Source organism: Streptomyces sp. NPDC051364 (assembly GCF_040682115.1).
In the GTDB taxonomy this organism is placed as follows: domain Bacteria; phylum Actinomycetota; class Actinomycetes; order Streptomycetales; family Streptomycetaceae; genus Streptomyces.
The window spans coordinates 364,151-385,073 of the sequence record NZ_JBFBAH010000006.1 but is presented as its reverse complement, the minus strand read 5'-3'; the positions used below and the strand labels follow the sequence as shown (position 1 = coordinate 385,073).

Genomic DNA, 20,923 nt, shown 5'->3' with positions numbered 1-20,923 from the left:
GTGGACTACCAGGCCCTCCTGGAGCAGATCGCGGCGGATGTCGCCCCCTTGGTGGGCAGCGGCACACCGGCCGAGTACATCCCGGCGCTCGCGTCCGTGGATCCCGGGCAGTTCGGGATGGCCGTCGCCGATCTCGACGGCAACGTCTTCGGGGTGGGGGACTGGCAAGTTCCGTTCTCCACCCAGTCCATCACCAAGGTCTTCGCCCTGGCCCTGGCGCTGGCCGAGGGCGGCGACAGCCTGTGGGAGCGGGTCGGCCGGGAGCCGTCGGGCAACCCGTTCAACTCCCTCGTGCAGCTGGAGTACGAGAACGGCATCCCGCGCAATCCGTTCATCAACGCGGGCGCGCTCGTGGTCACCGACCGGCTGCAGACCCTGACGGGCGACGCGAGCAGCGAGCTCCTGAAGTTCCTCCAGGAGGAGAGCGGGAACCCGGACCTCGGCTTCGACGCGGAGGTGGCGGCCTCGGAGCAGGAACACGGGGACCGCAATGCCGCGCTGGCCCACTTCATGGCCTCGTACGGGAACATCGACAACCCCGTACCGGCGTTGCTGGACCACTACTTCTGGCAGTGTTCGATCGAGATGTCCTGCGCGGACCTGGCGCGGGCGGGCCGCTTCCTGGCCCGCCACGGGCTGCGCGCGGACGGCTCCCGTCTCCTCACGCGCAGCGAGGCGAAGCAGGTCAACGCGGTGATGCTGACCTGTGGGACGTACGACGCGGCGGGGGAGTTCGCGTACCGCGTCGGCCTGCCGGGCAAGAGCGGCGTGGGCGGCGGGATCGTGGCGGTCGTCCCGGGCCGCTGCACGCTGGCCGCGTGGAGCCCGGGCCTCGACCTCCACGGCAACTCCGTCGCAGCGGCAGCCGCCCTCGACCGCTTCACGACCCTGACGGGCCTTTCCGTTTTCTGACGCGCAGCTCGCGCGTCTCGGCGCCGGCGGGTGTTACCCGGGGGCGAGGGACAGTTCGTAGCGGCGGCCCGGGTTGCCGCCCGGGGTGATGAACTCCTCGGCCAGGTCCATGCCGAGCCGCTCCGCCACCGCCACCGAACGCGCGTTCCGGGCGTGGATCATCGCGACCACGTGCGGAACCCCCGCCTCCCGGAGCCGGTCGAGGGTGGCCAGCGCGGCGGCGTACGCGTACCCCTTCCCCCACGCGGAGCGCCCCAGCCGCCAGCCGATCTCGATCTCCCCGACCGGCCCCCACCCCTCCTGCGGCCACGGCTGCGCACCGGTGAAGCCGATCACCGCACCCTCCGCGTCCAGCAGTGTCCACAGGCAGTAGCCGAGCCGTGCATCGTGCATCCGCTGCCGCGCGGTGAACTCCTCGTACAAGGACAGCTCGGCGGGACCGCCGAGGAACTCCATGACACCGGGGTCGTCGAAGACCCCGTGCCAGGCCCGCGCGTCCTCATCGGTGGGCACGCGCAGCTGTACGACGGGGAGCGAGGCGGGCGAAGCAGGCGAGGTGGTCATCGGGGGGCAGCCCTTCGGGTTCGTGATCTCTCTCGCTGCATAGACTGCACATGTCCTGTGCCGTTGGGCACCCCTTATCGAGCCTTCGGGAGACCCCGCAGTGACCGAGCCCCTCTCCGAACACTCCGCGGATGTGATCGTCGTCGGGGCCGGGCCCGCCGGCTCGACCACCGCCTACTACCTCGCCAAGGCCGGACTGGACGTCCTGCTGCTGGAGAAGACGGCCTTCCCGCGCGAGAAGGTCTGCGGCGACGGCCTGACCCCGCGTGCCACCAAGCAGCTGGTGGCGATGGGCATCGACATCTCCGAAGAGGCCGGCTGGCTCCGCAACAAGGGCCTGCGGATCATCGGCGGCGGCCAGCGGCTCCAGCTGGACTGGCCGGAACTCGCCTCCTTCCCGGACTACGGACTCGTCCGCAAGCGGGACGACTTCGACGAGACCCTGGCCCGCCAGGCCCAGAAGGCCGGCGCCCGCCTGTACGAGCGCTGCACCGTCGGCGAGCCCGTCCGCGACCCCCGTACCGGGCACATCACCGGTGTGCACGCGAAGCTGGGCGAGGAGAAGACCCCGGTCACCTTCAGCGCCCCGCTCGTCGTGGCCGCCGACGGCAACTCCTCCCGCCTCTCCCTGGCGATGGGCCTGCACCGGCGCGAGGACCGCCCGATGGGCGTCGCGGTCCGTACGTACTTCACCTCGCCCCGGCACGACGACGACTACCTGGAGTCCTGGCTGGAGCTGTGGGACCGGCGCGGCGCGCAGGACCGGCTGCTGCCCGGCTACGGCTGGATCTTCGGCATGGGCGACGGCACGTCCAACGTCGGCCTCGGCATCCTCAACTCCTCCTCTGCCTTCAAGGAGCTGGACTGGCGCGAGGTCCTCAAGGCCTGGTGCGCGTCCATGCCGGAGGACTGGGGCTACACCCCCGAGAACATGACGCAGCCGATCCGCGGCGCGGCCTTGCCGATGGCCTTCAACCGGCAGCCGCACTACACCAAGGGCCTGCTGCTGGTCGGTGACGCGGGCGGGCTCGTCAACCCGTTCAACGGCGAGGGCATCGCCTACGCGATGGAGTCGGGCCAGATCGCCGCAGACGTCATCGTCCAGGCGCACTCCCGGGCCACCCCCGCGCTGCGCGAACTGACGCTGCACAGCTACCCGAAGGTGCTCAAGGAGACGTACGGCGGCTACTACACGCTCGGCCGCGCCTTCGTGAAGCTGATCGGCAACCCGAAGGTCATGAAGGTCGCCACCCAGCGCGGTCTGACGCACCCGGTGCTGATGAAGTTCACGCTGAAGATGCTCGCCAACCTGACCGACCCGGCGGGCGGCGACGCGATGGACCGCATCATCAACGGCCTCTCGAAGGTAGCCCCCAAGGCCTGAGTTGCGCTGCGCCCGCTACGGAGCGGGTCGGGCCGGGGTTCCACCGGTTCGGCCCGCTTCGTCGGTTCCGTCCCCGTACGCCGGCTGCCGTGGGCCGTGGACCGTCCGTACGCAGCGGGCCACCAGCACCGTGCCCCACAGCAGCAGCGCGAACGCAACGGCCCAGCCGAGCCCCAGGATGACGGGATGTCCGGGTTTGTGCCACGGGCGGGTGGTGTTCAGCAGCCAGCCGCCGACGGCGAGCAGGAAGAGCCCGGCGGCGGCAGGTACGGCCGCAGGGTCGGCGGTCTCCCCGCCGGAACCGGGTTGCTCGTACGCGTCGGTCATCTCGGTCCGGCACCTCCTGGACTGAATCGGGCGCTGCGCACCGCCATCCTCTCAGGGCGCCGGCGAACGCGGAAAGGGCCGGCACTCCGCCCCCGAACGGGGGAGTGCCGGCCCTCGGGGCCGTGCTGAGACGTGCTGGGCCGTGCCGAGACGCGCTGAGAGGAGCTCAGGAGCCCCTGGGGAACCTCAGGGACGTCAGGGGGCCTCAGAGGACGCGGACGGCGCCCGTCGGCTTGTCGTAGCTCAGGGAGCGCTCGACGATGCCCGTGCTGGGGTTCTGGGCGCCCACGAACTTGCCGCCGCCGACGTAGATGGCGACGTGGTAGGCGTTGCCGCGGGAGCCCCAGTACAGGATGTCGCCCGGCTGGAGGGCGCTCAGGGAGACCGAGGAGCCCTTCGAGGACTGGTCCTGCGACATGCGCGGCAGGGAGATGCCGGCCTGGCGGTAGGCGGCCTGGACGAGGCCGGAGCAGTCGAACGAGGACGGACCGGTGCCGCCCATGACGTACGCCTTGCCGACCTGCGCGCGGGCGAAGTTCACGATGGCGGCGGCGGAGCCGGTCGCCGGGGCGCTGACGGTGCCCGAGCCCTGCTCGCCGGAGTCGGACGCGGAAGTGCTCTGCAGCGAGGTGCGGTCGGAGCTGCGGGTGGCGCGCTCGGCCGCGGCCTTGCGGTCCGCCTCCTCCTTCGCCTTCTTCTCGGCGTCGGCCTTCTGGGCGTCTTCCTTGGCCTTCTTCGCCTCGGCGGCGGCGCCGGTACGCGCCTGCTCCTCCTGGGAGCGCAGCTCACCGGTGACGGCGGCGGCGGCCGTGTTCTCGGCGGCGGTGGTGACGGCGGAGGAGACGTCCGCGGCCAGGTCCAGGTTCAGGACCGGCATTTCGAGCGTCGTCTCGGTCACGGGCTCGGACGGGGACGCGCTCGCCGTGCCGGCCATCGCCAGGGTGCTGAGGACGCCACCGGCAACTCCGGCGCGGACCGCGAGCTTCGAGGCGCTGCGACGGGGCTTCCGGTGGCTGGGTATGTGAGCGGTGTGGGACATGAGGACAACCGCTATCAGGGCGTCCGGGTTCCCTTCAAGAAACGTGGTCTGCGCCACAGTTGTGCGCGAAGCGGGCTAACCGGGCGCGTCGCGCGTCTTATTTACGCCGTAACGGACGTATCGGACACGCCTTTACAAGGCTGTGATCAAGGGGTTTCTGTAATAAGTCCGAATTGATCCGCGGCCTACCATTCCTGCGCACAGATGGCCAAGCCCTCTTTCGGAACCAAGAATTCGACGTGGCGCAGGTCACAGGAACGTCTCACTGTGAGGGCGCTGTGGTCCGTCCGTGACCCAGCCGTGAAGTTGCCGTGCGGTGGGACCCCGGCGCTCGTGAATGCGTGCACGCGTCCACCCCTGTCCCCGGGGGCTCCCCCGACCGGGCGACGCGGTTTCCTTTACCCTGCAAGGCTTGATGGCGCAAATTTGCCTGCACTGGACATCGTTTGATAGGGGCAGGCGCCTTCTACCTGCGGTAACGGGGCCGGATGTCACCTTTGGTGATCATGTGGATGCTTCGTGTATGAAGATCACGGCTCATCGGACTTCATGATCGTTCGTCAGGTGGTGGAGATCACAAACTCCTTGTTGTTACCCGTGTCGCAGATCACAGACCAGCGGGCATAAGATGCGCAGCAGTCCGGCTTGTGAACTGCCTCACATGCAAGTGGTCGATCACAGCGTGATCTTCGCGAGGCGGCTCGCTCGGCGCCGGCACAGCGGTCCAACGGTCAAGGACGACTGGAAGGAGCGAGGAGCGTGAATGCGTACGCGCCCATCCTCGTGCTCGGCGCCCTCGGCGCAGGGTTTGCGATCTTCTCCGTGGTCATGGCCACGCTGATCGGCCCAAAACGGTACAACCGGGCGAAGCTCGAGGCGTACGAGTGCGGCATCGAGCCGACGCCCACGCCGGCCGGCGGCGGTCGCTTCCCCATCAAGTACTACCTGACGGCGATGCTCTTCATCGTCTTCGACATCGAAGTTGTCTTCCTCTACCCCTGGGCCGTCACCTTCGACTCCCTGGGGATCTTCGGGCTCGTCGAGATGCTGCTCTTCGTGCTCACCGTCTTCGTCGCCTACGCCTACGTGTGGCGCCGCGGCGGCCTGGAATGGGACTGAGGGGCTGAATTTCCCATGGGACTGGAAGAGAAGCTGCCGAGCGGCTTTCTGCTGACCACCGTCGAACAGGCCGCGGGCTGGGTGCGCAAGTCATCCGTCTTCCCCGCGACCTTCGGCCTGGCCTGTTGCGCCATCGAGATGATGACCACCGGAGCGGGCCGGTACGACCTCGCCCGCTTCGGCATGGAGGTCTTCCGCGGCTCCCCGCGCCAGGCCGATCTGATGATCGTGGCTGGCCGGGTCAGCCAGAAGATGGCGCCGGTGCTGCGGCAGGTGTACGACCAGATGCCCGCTCCCAAATGGGTCATCTCCATGGGGGTTTGTGCATCTTCAGGCGGAATGTTCAATAACTACGCGATTGTCCAGGGCGTCGACCACATCGTCCCCGTGGACATCTATCTGCCCGGCTGCCCGCCCCGCCCCGAGATGCTGATCGACGCGATCCTCAAGCTCCACCAGAAGATCCAGGGCGGAAAGCTCGGCGTGAACAGGGAAGAGGCGGCCCGCGAGGCGGAGGCGGCGGCCCTCAAGGCCCTTCCCACGATCGAGATGAAGGGGCTGCTCCGGTGAGCGACACGAACGACACCACCCCGGGCACCGACGACAACGGCAACGGGAACAACGTTCCTGCCCCGAGGGGCTCCGCCGGCGGCCCCGAGGTGATCGGCGTCCGCAAGGGCATGTTCGGGGCCCAGGGCGGCGGAGACACCAGCGGCTACGGCGGCCTCCGCCGCACCGTGGCCATGCCCGGCGCGAGCCACCGCCCGTACGGCTCCTACTTCGACGAGGTCGTCGACGAGCTCGAAGGGGCGCTGGAGGAGCAGGACCTGCTCCCGGAGAACGCGATCGAGAAAGTCGTCGTCGACCGGGCCGAGCTGACGCTCCACATCGCCCGCGAGCACCTCGTCCGCGTCGCGAAGACCCTGCGCGACGACCCGGCCCTGCGCTTCGAGCTCTGCACCGGCGTCTGCGGGGTGCACTTCCCCGACGACAAGAACCGCGAGCTGCACGCCGTCTACCACCTGCGCTCCATCACCCACGGCCGGGTGGTGCGCCTGGAGGTGAGCGCCCCGGACGCCGACCCGCACGTCCCGTCGCTCGTCCCCGTCTATCCGACGAACGACTGGCACGAGCGCGAGACGTACGACTTCTTCGGCCTGGTCTTCGACGGGCACCCGGCGCTCACGCGGATCATGATGCCGGACGACTGGCAGGGCTTCCCGCAGCGCAAGGACTACCCGCTCGGCGGCATCCCCATCGAGTACAAGGGCGCCCAGATCCCGGCTCCCGACCAGCGGAGGTCGTACAGCTGATGTCCACTTCCCATCACAGCGCCTCCGCTGATCACGCCTCCGCGCGCGAGACCACCGAGGGCACCGTCTACACCGTCACCGGCGGCGACTGGGACGAGATCGTCCGGTCGGCGGCCAAGGCCGACGACGAGCGGATCGTCGTCAACATGGGTCCGCAGCACCCGTCCACCCACGGAGTGCTCCGGCTGATCCTGGAAATCGACGGCGAAACGGTCACCGAGGCCCGCTGCGGCATCGGCTACCTGCACACCGGCATCGAGAAGAACCTCGAATTCCGGAACTGGACGCAGGGCACCACCTTCGTGACGCGCATGGACTACCTGACACCGTTCTTCAACGAGACGGCGTACTGCCTCGGCGTCGAGAAGCTGCTCGGCATCACCGACCAGATCCCGGACCGCGCCACCGTCATCCGCGTCCTGCTGATGGAGCTCAACCGGCTCTCCTCCCACCTGGTGTGCATCGCCACCGGCGGCATGGAACTGGGCGCGACCACGATCATGATCTACGGCTTCCGCGACCGCGAGCTGATCCTCGACATCTTCGAGCTGATCACCGGCCTGCGCATGAACCACGCGTTCGTCCGCCCCGGCGGCCTCGCGCAGGACCTGCCCCCGGGCGCCGTCGACCAGCTGCGCGACTTCCTCAAGACCATGAAGAAGAACCTGCCGGAGTACGACAAGCTCGCCACCGGCAACCCCATCTTCAAGGCCCGCATGCAGGACGTCGGCTACCTCGACCTCACCGGCTGCATGGCGCTCGGCGCCACCGGCCCGATCCTGCGCTCCGCCGGCCTGCCGCACGACCTGCGCAAGGCGGATCCGTACTGCGGCTACGAGACCTACGAGTTCGACGTGCCGACCACCGAGACCTGCGACTCGTACGGGCGGTTCCTGGTCCGCCTGGAGGAGATGCGCCAGTCCCTGCGGATCGTCGAGCAGTGCCTGGAACGGCTCGAGCCGGGCCCGGTCATGGTCGCCGACAAGAAGATCGCCTGGCCGGCGCAGCTGGCGATGGGCCCGGACGGCCTCGGCAACTCGCTCGACCACATCAAGAACATCATGGGCACCTCCATGGAGGCCCTCATCCACCACTTCAAGCTGGTGACCGAGGGCTTCCGGGTGCCGGCCGGGCAGGCGTACGCGGCCGTCGAGTCCCCCAAGGGCGAACTCGGCGTCCACGTCGTCTCCGACGGCGGCACCCGCCCCTACCGGGTCCACTTCCGCGACCCGTCCTTCACCAACCTGCAGGCCATGGCCGCGATGTGCGAGGGCGGCCAGGTCGCCGACGTCATCGTCGCCGTCGCCTCCATCGACCCCGTGATGGGAGGCGTCGACCGATGACCACTGCGTTTTCTGGAGGGGACACCCCCCAGGCCCCCCTGTCTCTGGGCATGCCCCAGCTGCCGGCACCCGACTTCCCGGCCGACGTACGCGCCCGGCTCGAAGCGGACGCGCAGGACGTCATCGCCCGCTACCCCGACAGCCGCTCCGCGCTGCTGCCGCTGCTGCACCTGACCCAGGCGGAGGAGGGCTTCGTCTCGCGCACCGGCATCCGGTTCTGCGCCCAGGTGCTGGGCCTGACCACCGCCGAGGTCACCGCCGTGGCCACCTTCTACACGATGTACCGGCGCAAGCCCTCCGGCGACTACCAGGTCGGCGTCTGTACGAACACCCTGTGCGCGGTCATGGGCGGCGACGCCATCTTCGACGAGCTCAAGCAGCACCTCGGGGTCGGCAACAACGAGACCACCCCCGACGGCAAGGTGACCCTCGAGCACATCGAGTGCAACGCGGCCTGCGACTACGCCCCCGTGGTGATGGTCAACTGGGAGTTCTTCGACAACCAGACCCCCGAGTCCGCCAAGGCCATGGTCGACGACCTGCTCGCCGGCCGTCCCGTCGCGCCGACCCGGGGCGCGCCTCTGTGCACGTACAAGGAGACCGCCCGGATCCTGGCCGGCTTCCCGGACGAGCGCGAGGGTGCGGTCGAGGCGAGCGGCGGGGCCGGCCCCGCCTCCCTGATCGGCCTGCGCATCGCGCGCGGCGAGAGCACGCAGCTCGGCAAAGTCGTGCACCCGCGTGGTGAGGCTTCGGCTGCCACCGAGGAGGGGGAGTGATGACGGTGACTGCCGAAATGCATGAGAACGGCGCCCCGGAGAAGCTGCTGGCGCCCGTGCTGTCGGCCTTCTGGGACGAGCCGCAGTCGTGGACGCTGGAGACCTACCGGCGGCACGGCGGCTACGAGGGACTTCGCAAGGCACTTGCGATGTCGCCCGACGAGGTCATCGCCTACGTCAAGGACTCCGGTCTGCGCGGGCGCGGCGGTGCGGGCTTCCCCACCGGAATGAAGTGGCAGTTCATCCCGCAGGGCGACGGAAAGCCGCACTACCTCGTCGTGAACGCGGACGAGTCGGAGCCGGGAACCTGCAAGGACATCCCCCTTCTCTTCGCCAACCCGCACTCCCTCATCGAGGGAATGATCATTGCCTGCTACGCGATCCGGTCGGAGCACGCCTTCATCTACCTGCGCGGCGAGACCGTGCCGGTGCTGCGACGCCTGCACGAGGCGGTGCGCGAGGCGTACGAGGCCGGCTACCTCGGGGAGGCTGAACATCGTCAAAAGAGTGGTCTCGGGAGCGGACTGAAGCTCGACATCACGGTGCACGCGGGGGCGGGCGCGTACATCTGCGGTGAGGAGACGGCACTCCTCGACTCCCTCGAAGGCCGGCGCGGTCAGCCCCGGCTGCGTCCCCCCTTCCCTGCCGTCGAGGGGCTCTACGCCTGCCCCACTGTCGTCAACAACGTGGAGTCGATCGCCTCGGTTCCCGCGATCCTGGACAAGGGCAAGGACTGGTTCAAGTCGATGGGGACCGAGAAGTCCCCCGGCTTCACCCTGTACTCGCTCTCCGGTCACGTCGCCGGACCCGGCCAGTACGAGGCCCCGCTCGGCATCACCCTGCGCCAGCTGCTCGACATGAGCGGCGGGATGCGCCCCGGGCACCGGCTGAAGTTCTGGACCCCGGGCGGCTCGTCCACCCCGATGTTCACGGACGAGCACCTGGACGTCCCGCTGGACTACGAGGGCGTCGGTGCGGCCGGCTCCATGCTCGGCACCAAGGCGCTCCAGTGCTTCGACGAGACGACCTGCGTGGTGCGGGCCGTCACCCGCTGGACCGAGTTCTACGCCCACGAGTCCTGCGGCAAATGCACCCCCTGCCGCGAAGGCACGTACTGGCTGGTCCAGTTGCTGCGCGACATCGAGGCCGGCAAGGGCGTCATGTCCGACCTCGACAAGCTGAACGACATCGCCGACAACATCAACGGCAAGTCGTTCTGCGCGCTCGGCGACGGCGCCGCCAGCCCGATCTTCTCCTCGCTCAAGTACTTCCGCGAGGAGTACGAGCAGCACATCACGGGCAAGGGCTGCCCCTTCGACCCCAGGAAGTCGACCCTCTGGGCTGACACGGAGGTGAACGCATGACCGTCACCACTAACGCTCCCGCCGGTGGCGGCGAGGCGGCGGTGCCGCCGGAGAATCTGGTCTCCCTGACCATCGACGGCATCGAACTGTCGGTGCCCAAGGGGACCCTGGTCATCCGGGCCGCCGAGCAGATCGGCATCGAGATCCCCCGGTTCTGCGACCACCCCCTCCTCGACCCGGTCGGCGCCTGCCGCCAGTGCATCGTCGAGGTCGAGGGCCAGCGCAAGCCCATGGCCTCCTGCACGATCACCTGCACCGACGGCATGGTCGTCAAGACGCAGCTGACCTCCCCGGTCGCCGAGAAGTCCCAGCGCGGGGTGATGGAGCTGCTGCTCATCAACCACCCGCTGGACTGCCCGGTCTGCGACAAGGGCGGCGAGTGCCCGCTGCAGAACCAGGCGATGTCCCACGGGCAGAGCGACTCGCGTTTCGAGGGCAAGAAGCGCACGTACGAGAAGCCGGTCCCGATCTCCACCCAGGTTCTGCTCGACCGCGAGCGGTGCGTGCTGTGCGCGCGCTGCACCCGGTTCTCGAACCAGGTGGCCGGCGACCCGATGATCGAGCTGCTCGAGCGCGGCGCGCTCCAGCAGGTCGGCATCGGCGAGGGCGACCCCTTCGAGTCCTACTTCTCCGGCAACACCATCCAGATCTGCCCCGTCGGCGCCCTCACCTCGGCCGCGTACCGGTTCCGCTCCCGCCCGTTCGACCTCGTCTCCTCCCCGAGCGTGTGCGAGCACTGCGCGGGCGGCTGCGCGACCCGGACCGACCACCGCCGCGGCAAGGTGCTGCGCCGGATGGCCGCCGAGGACCCCGAGGTCAACGAGGAGTGGATCTGCGACAAGGGCCGCTTCGGGTTCCGCTACGCGCAGCGCCCGGACCGCCTCACCACCCCGCTGGTGCGCGGCACGGACGGGGTCCTCGCCCCGGCCAGCTGGCCCGAGGCCCTGGAGGCCGCGGCCGCCGGGCTCGCCGCCGCGCGCGGCCGGGCCGGGGTCCTGACCGGCGGCCGGCTCACCGTCGAGGACGCGTACGCGTACGCCAAGTTCGCCCGGGTCGTCCTCGACACCAACGACATCGACTTCCGGGCCCGGATCCACAGTGCGGAGGAGGCCGAGTTCCTGGCCGCCACCGTCGCCGGCACCGGCAAGGACCTCGACGGCCGCGGTGTGACGTACGCGAAGCTGGAGGCGGCGCCCGCCGTCCTGCTCGCCGGCATCGAGTCCGAGGAGGAGGCCCCCGGCGTCTTCCTGCGGCTGCGCAAGGCCCACCGCAAGCACAAGCAGCGGACCTTCGCCCTCGCCCCGTTCGCCACCCGCGGCCTGGAGAAGGCGGGCGGCACCCTGCTGGCCGCCGCCCCCGGCACCGAGCCCGAGTGGCTGGACGCCCTTGCCACCCGGACCGGCCTGGAGGCCGGCGGGGCGGGGGCCGCCGATGCGCTGCGGCAGCCCGGCGCGGTCGTCGTGGTCGGGGAGCGACTCGCCGGCGTGCCCGGTGCGCTGACCGCCGCCGTACGGGCCGCAGCCGCCACCGGCGCGCGGCTGGTGTGGATCCCGCGGCGGGCCGGGGAGCGGGCCGCCGTCGAGGCGGGCGCGCTGCCGTCCCTGCTGCCGGGGGCCCGTCCGGCCACCGACCCGCGGGCCCGCGACGAGGTCGCCACCGCCTGGGGGCTGGACGACCTCCCGCACCGCTACGGCCGCGACACCGGCCAGATCGTCGAGGCCGCGGCGGGCGGTGAGCTCTCCGCCCTGCTGATCGCGGGCGTCGAGATCGCCGACCTGCCGGATCCGGCCCGGGCGCTGGTCGCCCTCCAGGAGGCCTTCGTGGTCTCGCTGGAACTTCGGCCCGGGCAGGTCACCGACCACGCGGACGTGGTCTTCCCGGTCGCCGCCGTCGCCGAGAAGGCCGGCGCGTTCATCAACTGGGAGGGCAGGGTCCGGCCGTTCGAGGCCGCGCTCAAGCCCGACCAGATGACCCGCCCGCTCGCCCCCGCCGACGCCCGCGTGCTGCACATGCTGGCCGACGCGGCCGACCGGCCGATCGCGCTGCCCGACGTACACGCGGTACGCCGCGAGCTCGACGCGCTCGGCCCGTGGACCGGGGAGCGTGCCGCCGGACAGTCCGCGGACACCGCGCCGCTGCCCCGCCCCGGGGCGGGCGAGGCGGTCCTTGCGGGCCACCGGCTCCTCCTCGACCAGGGCCGGCTCCAGGAGGGCGACGACGCCCTGGCCGGCACCCGGCACGAGGCGAGCGCCCGGCTCTCGGCCGCCACGGCCGCCGAGACGGGCGTCAAGGACGGCGACGTCCTCGCGGTGACCGGCCCGGCCGGATCCGTGGAACTGCCGCTGCGGATCACCGAGATGCCCGACCGAGTGGTCTGGCTCCCGCTGAACTCCACCGGCCACGGCGTCCTCGCCGACACCGGGGCCCACTCGGGCACCCTCGTACGGATCGGCCCGGCGACCCCGGCCGACAGCAGCGGCACCGATGCGGAGGTGGGCGCGTGAACGCGGTACAGCTCGCTGCCGAGGACCTCTCCCTGTTCGGCAGGGACGTCTGGTGGCTGGTCGTCGTCAAGGCGGTGTTCTGCTTCGCCTTCCTGATGGTGACCGTGCTCTTCTCCATCGTGTGGGAGCGCAAGGTCGTCGCCTGGATGCAGCTGCGCATCGGCCCCAACCGGCACGGCCCCTGGGGCATGCTCCAGTCGCTCGCCGACGGCGTGAAGCTGATGCTCAAGGAAGACATCATCGTCAAGCGGGCCGACAAGGTGGTGTACGTCCTGGCCCCGATCATCGCGGCGATCCCGGCCTTCATGGCCATCGCGGTGATCCCCTTCGGGCCTCCCGGCGACGAGGTCTCGATCTTCGGCCAGCGGACCACGATGCAGCTGACCGACCTGCCGATCGCGATGCTCTACATCCTCGCGGTCGCCTCGGTCGGCATCTACGGCATCGTCCTGGCCGGCTGGTCCTCGGGCTCGACGTACCCGCTGCTCGGCGGACTCCGCTCCTGCGCGCAGATGATCTCGTACGAGATCGCGATGGGCGCGGCCTTCGCCTCCGTCTTCCTCTACTCCGGGTCGATGTCGACCTCGGCGATCGTGGAGGCGCAGGCCGACCGCTGGTACATCGTGCTGCTGCCGGTCTCGTTCATCATCTACGTCATCACCATGGTCGGCGAGACGAACCGCGCGCCGTTCGACATGCCGGAGTCCGAGGGCGACCTCGTCGGCGGCTTCAACACCGAGTACTCCTCCATCAAGTTCGCGCTGTTCATGCTGGCGGAGTACGTCAACATGGTCACCGTCTCGGCGGTCTCGGTCACCCTCTTCCTCGGCGGCTGGCGCGCCCCCGCGCCGATCTCCACGTACTGGGAGGGCGCGAACCACGGCTGGTGGCCGATGCTCTGGTTCGTCATCAAGGTCCAGCTGCTGCTGTTCTTCTTCATCTGGCTGCGCGGCACGCTGCCCCGCGTGCGCTACGACCAGCTGATGAAGCTCGGCTGGAAGGTCCTGATCCCGGTCTCCGTGGTCTGGCTGATGCTGGTGGCGACCGTCCGGGCGCTGCGCAACGAGCAGTACGACTTCTCGGAGATCGTCCTGTACGTCGGCGGCGCCGTCGTCGCGATCCTGCTGCTGTCCTTCGTCGCGGACCTCTTCCGCGACCGGAAGGAGAAGGCGGCCGCCGAGCAGGCCGACGAGGCCTCCGCGGCCGAGCCGTTCGACCCGCTGGCAGGCGGGTTCCCCGTACCGCCCAAGCCCGGCCAGCACCTGGCACCCGTACCGCGCAGGCGGCCTCGCAGTGAGCGGGAGCTGATTGTCAGTGGCGGGACGAATACTGACAGTGACCGAGAGGAGGGTGCTGAGAATGCCTGACGCGGACCGGAACGAGAAGAACGACACGTGGCAGAACCCGGTGGCCGGCTTCGGCGTGACCTTCAAGGCCATGTTCAAGAAGCGCCTCACCGAGCAGTACCCGGAGCAGCAGAAGACGACCGCTCCGCGCTTCCACGGACGGCACCAGCTGAACCGGCACCCGGACGGTCTGGAGAAGTGCATCGGGTGCGAGCTGTGCGCCTGGGCCTGTCCCGCCGACGCCATCTACGTGGAGGGCGCGGACAACACCGAGGAGGAGCGGTACTCCCCGGGTGAGCGGTACGGCCGGGTCTACCAGATCAACTACGCCCGCTGCATCCTGTGCGGGCTGTGCATCGAGGCCTGCCCGACGCGGGCGCTGACGATGACGAACGAGTTCGAACTGGCCGACACCAGCCGCGAGTCGCTCATCTACACCAAGGAGCAGCTGCTCGCCGGCCTGACCGAGGGCATGGTGGAGTCGCCGCACTCGATCTTCCCGGGCATGGACGAGCAGGACTACTACCGCGGGCTGGTGACCGGGGCGGCTCCCGGGACGCAGCGGCAGGTGGCCGTTTCGGAGGGCGAGCAGGCGGCGCCCTCCGAGGGGGTGGGGGCGTGAGCACCATCGCCGCGGCCACCCTGACCTCCACGGGCGAGGCGGTCCAGTTCTGGGTCCTCGGCACCGTCGCCGTCATCGGCGCGCTGTCCACGATCCTGATGAAGAAGGCCGTGCACAGCGCGCTGAGCCTGGCCGGGACGATGATCATCCTGGCGGTCTTCTACCTCGCCAACGGGGCGTACTTCCTGGGCGTGGTCCAGGTCATCGTCTACACCGGCGCGATCATGATGCTCTTCCTCTTCGTGGTCATGCTCGTCGGCGTCACCGCCGCCGACTCGCTGAAGGAGACCCTCAAGGGGCAGCGCTGGCTGGCCGCCCTGTGCGGGCTCGGCTTCGGCGTCCTGCTGATCGCCGGCATCGCCAACGCCGGGCTCAGCCACTTCAACGGGCTCGGCCGGGTCAACTCCGCCGGGCACGTGGAGGGGCTGGCCACGCTGATCTTCACCAAGTACGTGTTCGCGTTCGAGATCACCGGCGCGCTGCTGATCACGGCCGCCGTCGGCGCGATGGTCCTCACCCACCGCGAGCGCACCGAGCGGGCCGCCACGCAGCGCGAGCTCGCCGAGCGCCGCGTCCGCGAGGGCGTGCAGCTCCCGCCGCTGCCCGCGCCCGGCGTCTACGCCCGGCACAACGCGGTGGACGTCGCCGGTCTGCTGCCGGACGGCACCCCGTCCGAGCTGACCGTCAACAAGACGCTGCGCGCCCGCGGCCAGATCCGGGACGTCTCCAGCGAGGCGCTGAACGACCTGAAGGCGCTGGAGCAGGCTTCGGCCGAGCGGCTCGGCCGTGAGGAGGCCTCGAAGTGAACCCGGTCAACTATCTGTACCTGTCGGCGCTGCTGTTCACCATCGGCGCCGCCGGAGTGCTGACCCGGAAGAACGCGATCGTGCTGTTCATGTGCATCGAGCTGATGCTCAACGCCTGCAACCTCGCCTTCGTCGTCTTCTCCCGGATGCACGGCAACCTCGACGGCCAGATCATCGCCTTCTTCACGATGGTCGTCGCCGCCGCGGAGGTCGTGGTGGGCCTCGCGATCATCGTGTCGCTGTTCCGTACCCGCCACTCGGCCTCGGTCGACGACGCCAGCCTGATGAAGCTGTAAGGGGCGCTCACAGTGGAGAATCTGATTGGGCTGCTGATCGCGGCGCCCTTGCTCGGAGCGGCGTTGCTGCTGTGCGGCGGCCGGCGCCTCGACAAGGCCGGCCACTGGCTCGGCACCCTCCTCGCCGCCGCCTCGTTCGGCATCGGCGTGGCCCTGTTCACCGACATGCTCGGACGCAGCGCCGACGACCGGACCCTGTACCAGAGGCTGTACACCTGGATCCCGGTGGAGAGCTTCCAGGCGGACGTCGCCTTCCAGCTCGACCAGCTGTCGATGACCTTCGTCCTGCTGATCACCGGGGTGGGCACGCTCATCCACGTGTACTCGATCGGGTACATGGAGCACGACGAGCGCCGCCGCCGCTTCTTCGGCTACCTCAACCTGTTCCTCGCGGCGATGCTGCTGCTGGTCCTCGCCGACAACTACCTGCTGCTGTACGTCGGGTGGGAGGGCGTCGGCCTCGCCTCGTACCTGCTCATCGGCTTCTGGCAGCACAAGCCCAGCGCGGCGACCGCCGCGAAGAAGGCCTTCCTGGTCAACCGGGTCGGCGACATGGGCCTGTCGATCGCGATCATGCTGCTGTTCACCACCTTCGGGACCTTCGCCTTCGGGCCGGTGTTCGCCTCCGTGGGCAACGCCACCGAGGGCAAGCTGACGGCGATCGCGCTGATGCTGCTGCTCGCCGCGTGCGGCAAGTCGGCCCAGGTGCCGCTGCAGTCCTGGCTCGGCGACGCGATGGAGGGCCCGACCCCGGTCTCGGCCCTGATCCACGCGGCGACGATGGTGACGGCGGGCGTGTACCTGATCGTCCGCTCGGCCGCCGTTTTCAACGGGGCGCCGGACGCCCAGCTGGTGGTCACCATCGTGGGCGCGGTCACGCTGCTCTTCGGTGCGATCGTCGGTTGCGCGAAGGACGACATCAAGAAGGCCCTCGCCGGGTCGACGATGTCCCAGATCGGCTACATGATCCTGGCGGCGGGCCTCGGCCCCATCGGGTACGTCTTCGCGATCATGCACCTGGTGACGCACGGTTTCTTCAAGGCCGGCCTCTTCCTCGGCGCGGGTTCCGTCATGCACGGGATGAACGACGAGGTGGACATGCGCAAGTACGGCGCCCTGCGGAAGTTCATGCCGGTCACCTTCGTCACCTTCGGCCTCGGCTACCTGGCGATCATCGGCTTCCCCGGTCTGTCCGGATTCTTCTCCAAGGACATGATCATCGAGGCGGCCTTCGCCAAGGGCGGCACCCAGGGCTGGATCCTCGGCGGGGTCGCCCTGCTGGGCGCCGGCATCACGGCCTTCTACATGACCCGGGTCATGCTCCTCACCTTCTTCGGCGAGAAGCGCTGGCAGCCGGACGCTGAGGGCCACGAACCGCACCCGCACGAGTCCCCGAAGTCCATGACCATCCCGATGATCATCCTGGCGTTCGGGTCGGTCTTCGCCGGCGCGTTCTTCGAAATCGGCGAGCGCTTCCTGAAGTGGCTGGAGCCCGTCACCGGCTACGAGCACGGTAACTCGCCGGTCAGCGCCATGACGGTGACCGCGTCCACCATGGTCGTCCTGGTCGTCGGCGTCGGCATCGCCTGGTCGATGTACGGCCGCAGGCCTGTCCCGGTGGCCGCCCCGCGCGGCTCGCTCCTCACCCGGGCGGCCCGGCGGGACCTGCTCCAGGACGACTTCAACCACGTCGTGCTGGTGCGCGGTGGGGAGCACCTGACCCGCTCGCTCGTGTACGTCGACCACAGCCTGGTCGACGGGGTGGTCAACGGGACGGCCGCCTCGGTCGGCGGACTGTCGGGCCGGCTGCGCAAGCTGCAGAACGGCTACGCCCGCAGCTACGCGGTCTCGATGTTCGGGGGCACGGCGATCCTCATCGCCGCGACCCTGCTGATGAGGGCGGTGTGAGATGAGTTTCCCGCTTCTGACGGTGACGGCCGTGGTCCCCGCGGTCGGCGCCGTCCTGACGGCGGCCGTCCCGGCCGCCCGCAGGACCGCCGCCAAGTGGCTCGCGCTGCTGGTCTCGCTGGCGACGCTGGCCCTGGCCGTGCTCGTCGCGGTCCGCTTCGAGCCCGGTGGCGCCCGCTACCAGCTCACCGAATCACATGCCTGGATCCCCGACTTCGGCGTCCGCTACGAACTGGGCGTCGACGGCATCGGGGTGGCGCTGATCGCGCTCACCGCCCTGCTGATCCCCTTCGTCATCGGGGCCGGCTGGCACGACGCCGACCCGCTGGAGACGCACTCCTCCCGCTGGCGGCCGACGCAGGGCTTCTTCGCCCTGATCCTGCTGGTCGAGGCGATGGTGATCATCTCCTTCGAGGCCACCGACGTCTTCCTCTTCTACATCTTCTTCGAAGCCATGCTCATCCCGATGTACTTCCTCATCGGCGGCTTCGGGGACCGGGCACATGCCGGCAGCGATGAGAACGCGGCCGCGCAGCGCTCGTACGCGGCGGTCAAGTTCCTCCTCTACAACCTGGTCGGCGGCCTGATCATGCTGGCTGCGGTCATCGGGCTGTACGTGGTCGCCGGGAACTTCTCGCTCCAGGAGATCGCCGCCGCCCGAGCCGCGGGCACGCTCGACATGACGACCAACACCGAGCGGCTGCTGTTCCTCGGCTTCTTCTTCGCCTTCGCGGTGAAGGCCCCGCTGTGGCCGCTGCACACCTGGCTGCCGAACGCGATGGGCGAGTCCACCGCCCCGGTCGCCGTACTGATCACCGCGGTCGTCGACAAGGTCGGCACCTTCGCGATGCTCCGCTTCTGCCTCGGGCTGTTCCCCGACGCCAGCAAGTGGGCCACCCCGGTGATCCTCGTCCTCGCCCTGATCAGCATCGTCTACGGCGCGCTGGTCGCGGTCGGGCAGCGGGACATCAAGCGGCTGGTCGCGTACGCCTCGATCTCGCACTTCGGGTTCATCATCATGGGCATCTTCGCGATGACCTCCCAGGGGCAGTCGGGCGCAACGCTGTACATGGTCAACCACGGGATCTCGACGGCCGCGCTGATGCTGGTGGCCGGCTTCCTGATCTCGCGGCGCGGCTCCCGGCTCATCGCCGACTACGGCGGTGTGCAGAAGGTGGCCCCGGTACTGGCCGGCACCTTCCTGGTCGGCGGCCTCGCCACCCTGTCGCTGCCGGGCCTCGCGCCCTTCGTCAGTGAATTCCTGGTCCTGGTCGGCACGTTCGCCCGATACCCGGTCATCGGCATCATCGCCACCATCGGCATCGTGCTGGCCGCGCTGTACACGCTGGTGCTCTATCAGCGCACGATGACCGGCCCCGTGAAGGAGGAGGTCCGCACCATGCCGGACCTGCGCCTGCGGGAGGTGCTGGTGGTCGCCCCGCTGATCGTGCTGCTGATCGGGCTGGGCGTGTACCCGAAGCCGCTCACCCAGATCGTCAACCCGGCGGTGGAGCACACCTTGTCCGACGTACACGAGAAGGATCCGAAGCCACAGGTGGCCGTCGAGGCCAAGAACGGGGAGGCGGCGAAGTGAGCACCATGGCTGCTGCCCGAGGGCTGCTGACGCTGGCGGCCGGGGAGCCGGTCGACCGGATCCCGGCCCCGCACATCGAGTACGCGCAGCTCGCGCCCACGCTGATCGTGGTGGGCGCGGCGGTCCTCGGAGTCCTCGTCGAGGCCTTCGTACCGCGCAAGTCCCGCTACTACGTCCAGGTGTTCCTCGCCGTCGCCGCGCTGGCCTCGGCCTTCGCGGCGGTCGTCGGCCTCGCCGCCGGCGGGTACGGGAGCGACAAAGCGCACATCGCGGCGATGGGCGCCGTGGCCGTGGACGGCCCGGCGCTGTTCCTGCAGGGGACCATCCTGCTGGCCTCGATCGTCGCGGTCTTCACCTTCGCCGAGCGGCGCCTGGACCCGGCCGCGCACGGCAACCGGGTGGACTCGTTCGCCGCGCAGGCGGCGTCCGTACCGGGCAGCGACAGCGAGAAGGCCGCCGTCAAGGCGGGCTTCACCACCACCGAGGTCTTCCCGCTGGTGCTGTTCGCGATCTCCGGGATGCTGATCTTCCCGGCGGCCAACGACCTGCTGACGCTGTTCGTGGCCCTGGAGGTCTTCTCCCTCCCGCTGTACCTGCTCTGCGCCGTCGCCCGCCGCCAGCGGCTGATGTCGCAGGAGGCGGCGGTCAAGTACTTCCTGCTCGGGGCCTTCTCCTCGGCCTTCCTCCTCTTCGGCATCGCGCTGGTCTACGGGTACGCGGGCTCGGTCTCGTACGCGGCCATCGCCGACGTGGTCGACGGCACGGTCACGAAGATCGACCCGGCGCTGGCCGACACCATGGGCAACGATGCGCTGCTGCTGATCGGCGGGGCGCTGATCCTGATGGGCCTGCTCTTCAAGGTCGGCGCGGTCCCGTTCCACATGTGGACCCCGGACGTCTACCAGGGCGCCCCGACCCCGGTCACGGGCTTCATGGCGGCGGCGACGAAGGTGGCCGCCTTCGGCGCGATGCTGCGCCTGCTGTACGTGGTCCTCCCGGGCCTGCGGTGGGACTGGCGGCCGGTCATGTGGGGCGTGGCCATCGTGACGATGCTGGCCGGCGCGGTGATCGCGGTGACCCAGACCGACGTCAAGCGCCTGCTGGCGTACTCCTCGATCGCGCACGCGGGCTTCATCCTGGCCGGTGTGATCGCGACGTCGGCGCAGGGCGTCCAGTCCGTCCTCTTCTACCTGTTCGCGTACTCCTTCGTGACGATCGGCGCCTTCGCGGTGGTCACGCTGGTGCGCGATGCGGGCGGCGAGGCGACGCACCTGTCCAAGTGGGCGGGCCTGGGCCGCCGTTCCCCGATGACGGCGGCGGTCTTCGCGGTGTTCCTGCTGGCCTTCGCCGGCATCCCGCTGACGTCCGGCTTCACCGGCAAGTTCGCCGTGTTCAAGGCGGCGGCGGAGGGCGGCGCGGGTGTGCTGGTCGTGGTCGGTGTCATCTCGTCCGCGATCGCCGCGTTCTTCTACATCCGGGTGATCGTCCTGATGTTCTTCAGCGAGCCGAAGCCGGACGGCCCGACGGTGGCCGTCCCGTCGCCGCTGACGATGACCACCATCGCGGTGGGCGTGGCGGTGACGCTGGTGCTGGGCCTGGCGCCGCAGTACTTCCTGGACCTGGCGGGGCAGGCGAGCACGTTCGTGCGGTGACCGGCTGTCGCGTGGCTGTACCGGGGCCCGGCTCCCTTGGGGGGAGCCGGGCCC

18 protein-coding genes and 1 pseudogene are annotated in these 20,923 nt (G+C 69.7%); 16 read left to right on the top strand and 3 right to left on the bottom strand.

What is annotated here, in order from left to right; genetic code table 11:
- On the top strand, positions 1–912 hold the full coding sequence (locus AB0M76_RS16495) for a glutaminase (RefSeq protein WP_266996482.1): 912 nt from the start codon (positions 1–3) through the stop codon (positions 910–912).
- A gap of 33 nt (positions 913–945) precedes the next feature.
- On the opposite strand, the gene AB0M76_RS16490 is transcribed toward AB0M76_RS16495, so the two are convergent.
- Entirely contained in the window at positions 946–1,476 is a 531-nt protein-coding gene (locus AB0M76_RS16490) for a GNAT family N-acetyltransferase (protein WP_365953467.1), read from the bottom strand.
- Positions 1,477–1,576: 100 nt separating this feature from the next.
- On the opposite strand from AB0M76_RS16490, the gene AB0M76_RS16485 reads away from it, so the two are divergent.
- Positions 1,577–2,860, top strand: a complete 1,284-nt coding sequence (locus AB0M76_RS16485; RefSeq protein ID WP_365953466.1) for a geranylgeranyl reductase family protein — start codon at positions 1,577–1,579, stop codon at positions 2,858–2,860.
- Between the two features lie 15 nt (positions 2,861–2,875).
- On the opposite strand, the gene AB0M76_RS16480 is transcribed toward AB0M76_RS16485, so the two are convergent.
- The gene (locus AB0M76_RS16480) at positions 2,876–3,187 is read right to left on the bottom strand and encodes a hypothetical protein (protein WP_365953465.1); all 312 of its coding nucleotides are present in this window, start codon (positions 3,185–3,187) and stop codon (positions 2,876–2,878) included.
- 205 nt (positions 3,188–3,392) lie between these two features.
- On the bottom strand, positions 3,393–4,226 hold the full coding sequence (locus tag AB0M76_RS16475) for a C40 family peptidase (RefSeq protein WP_365953464.1): 834 nt from the start codon (positions 4,224–4,226) through the stop codon (positions 3,393–3,395).
- Positions 4,227–4,985: 759 nt separating this feature from the next.
- Here AB0M76_RS16475 and AB0M76_RS16470 point away from each other — a divergent pair.
- The 14 genes and pseudogenes from AB0M76_RS16470 to nuoN all read left to right on the top strand — a co-directional run bounded on the left by AB0M76_RS16470 (position 4,986) and on the right by nuoN (position 20,869).
- Positions 4,986–5,345: an NADH-quinone oxidoreductase subunit A gene (locus tag AB0M76_RS16470; protein ID WP_030028256.1), complete on the top strand. Its 360-nt coding sequence runs from the start codon at positions 4,986–4,988 to the stop codon at positions 5,343–5,345.
- 15 nt (positions 5,346–5,360) lie between these two features.
- Positions 5,361–5,915: an NADH-quinone oxidoreductase subunit B family protein gene (locus AB0M76_RS16465; RefSeq protein WP_030298030.1), complete on the top strand. Its 555-nt coding sequence runs from the start codon at positions 5,361–5,363 to the stop codon at positions 5,913–5,915.
- Complete coding sequence (locus tag AB0M76_RS16460) at positions 5,912–6,658, top strand: NADH-quinone oxidoreductase subunit C (protein WP_365953463.1); 747 nt, start codon at positions 5,912–5,914, stop codon at positions 6,656–6,658. Before AB0M76_RS16465 ends, AB0M76_RS16460 begins: the two co-directional genes overlap by 4 nt.
- A complete protein-coding gene (locus tag AB0M76_RS16455) occupies positions 6,658–8,001 on the top strand; it encodes an NADH-quinone oxidoreductase subunit D (RefSeq protein WP_365953462.1) in 1,344 nt (447 codons plus the stop codon). Before AB0M76_RS16460 ends, AB0M76_RS16455 begins: the two co-directional genes overlap by 1 nt.
- The gene (gene nuoE / locus AB0M76_RS16450) at positions 7,998–8,777 is read left to right on the top strand and encodes an NADH-quinone oxidoreductase subunit NuoE (RefSeq protein WP_365953461.1); all 780 of its coding nucleotides are present in this window, start codon (positions 7,998–8,000) and stop codon (positions 8,775–8,777) included. Before AB0M76_RS16455 ends, nuoE begins: the two co-directional genes overlap by 4 nt.
- Positions 8,777–10,141: an NADH-quinone oxidoreductase subunit NuoF gene (gene nuoF, locus AB0M76_RS16445; protein WP_365953460.1), complete on the top strand. Its 1,365-nt coding sequence runs from the start codon at positions 8,777–8,779 to the stop codon at positions 10,139–10,141. The genes nuoE and nuoF overlap by 1 nt, the downstream gene beginning before the upstream one ends.
- Positions 10,138–12,645 (top strand): NADH-quinone oxidoreductase subunit G, encoded by a 2,508-nt coding sequence (locus tag AB0M76_RS16440; RefSeq protein ID WP_365953459.1) that lies wholly within the window; start codon positions 10,138–10,140, stop codon positions 12,643–12,645. The genes nuoF and AB0M76_RS16440 overlap by 4 nt, the downstream gene beginning before the upstream one ends.
- The gene (nuoH, locus tag AB0M76_RS16435) at positions 12,642–14,012 is read left to right on the top strand and encodes an NADH-quinone oxidoreductase subunit NuoH (protein WP_365953458.1); all 1,371 of its coding nucleotides are present in this window, start codon (positions 12,642–12,644) and stop codon (positions 14,010–14,012) included. Before AB0M76_RS16440 ends, nuoH begins: the two co-directional genes overlap by 4 nt.
- A pseudogene (gene nuoI, locus AB0M76_RS16430) lies at positions 14,005–14,610 on the top strand (NADH-quinone oxidoreductase subunit NuoI); the annotation flags it as partial. The gene nuoH and the pseudogene nuoI, both read left to right, overlap by 8 nt.
- A complete protein-coding gene (locus tag AB0M76_RS16425; protein ID WP_266664878.1) occupies positions 14,610–15,419 on the top strand; it encodes an NADH-quinone oxidoreductase subunit J in 810 nt (269 codons plus the stop codon). The pseudogene nuoI and the gene AB0M76_RS16425, both read left to right, overlap by 1 nt.
- Positions 15,416–15,715: an NADH-quinone oxidoreductase subunit NuoK gene (gene nuoK / locus AB0M76_RS16420; RefSeq protein WP_365953457.1), complete on the top strand. Its 300-nt coding sequence runs from the start codon at positions 15,416–15,418 to the stop codon at positions 15,713–15,715. Before AB0M76_RS16425 ends, nuoK begins: the two co-directional genes overlap by 4 nt.
- A 12-nt stretch (positions 15,716–15,727) precedes the next feature.
- Positions 15,728–17,623 (top strand): NADH-quinone oxidoreductase subunit L, encoded by a 1,896-nt coding sequence (gene nuoL, locus AB0M76_RS16415; protein ID WP_365953456.1) that lies wholly within the window; start codon positions 15,728–15,730, stop codon positions 17,621–17,623.
- A 1-nt stretch (position 17,624) separates the two neighbouring features.
- Positions 17,625–19,217, top strand: coding sequence for an NADH-quinone oxidoreductase subunit M (locus AB0M76_RS16410; RefSeq protein WP_365953455.1), 1,593 nt, complete (start codon positions 17,625–17,627; stop codon positions 19,215–19,217).
- A 5-nt stretch (positions 19,218–19,222) separates the two neighbouring features.
- Positions 19,223–20,869, top strand: a complete 1,647-nt coding sequence (nuoN, locus tag AB0M76_RS16405) for an NADH-quinone oxidoreductase subunit NuoN (RefSeq protein ID WP_365953454.1) — start codon at positions 19,223–19,225, stop codon at positions 20,867–20,869.
- The last annotated feature ends 54 nt before the right edge of the window (positions 20,870–20,923 follow it).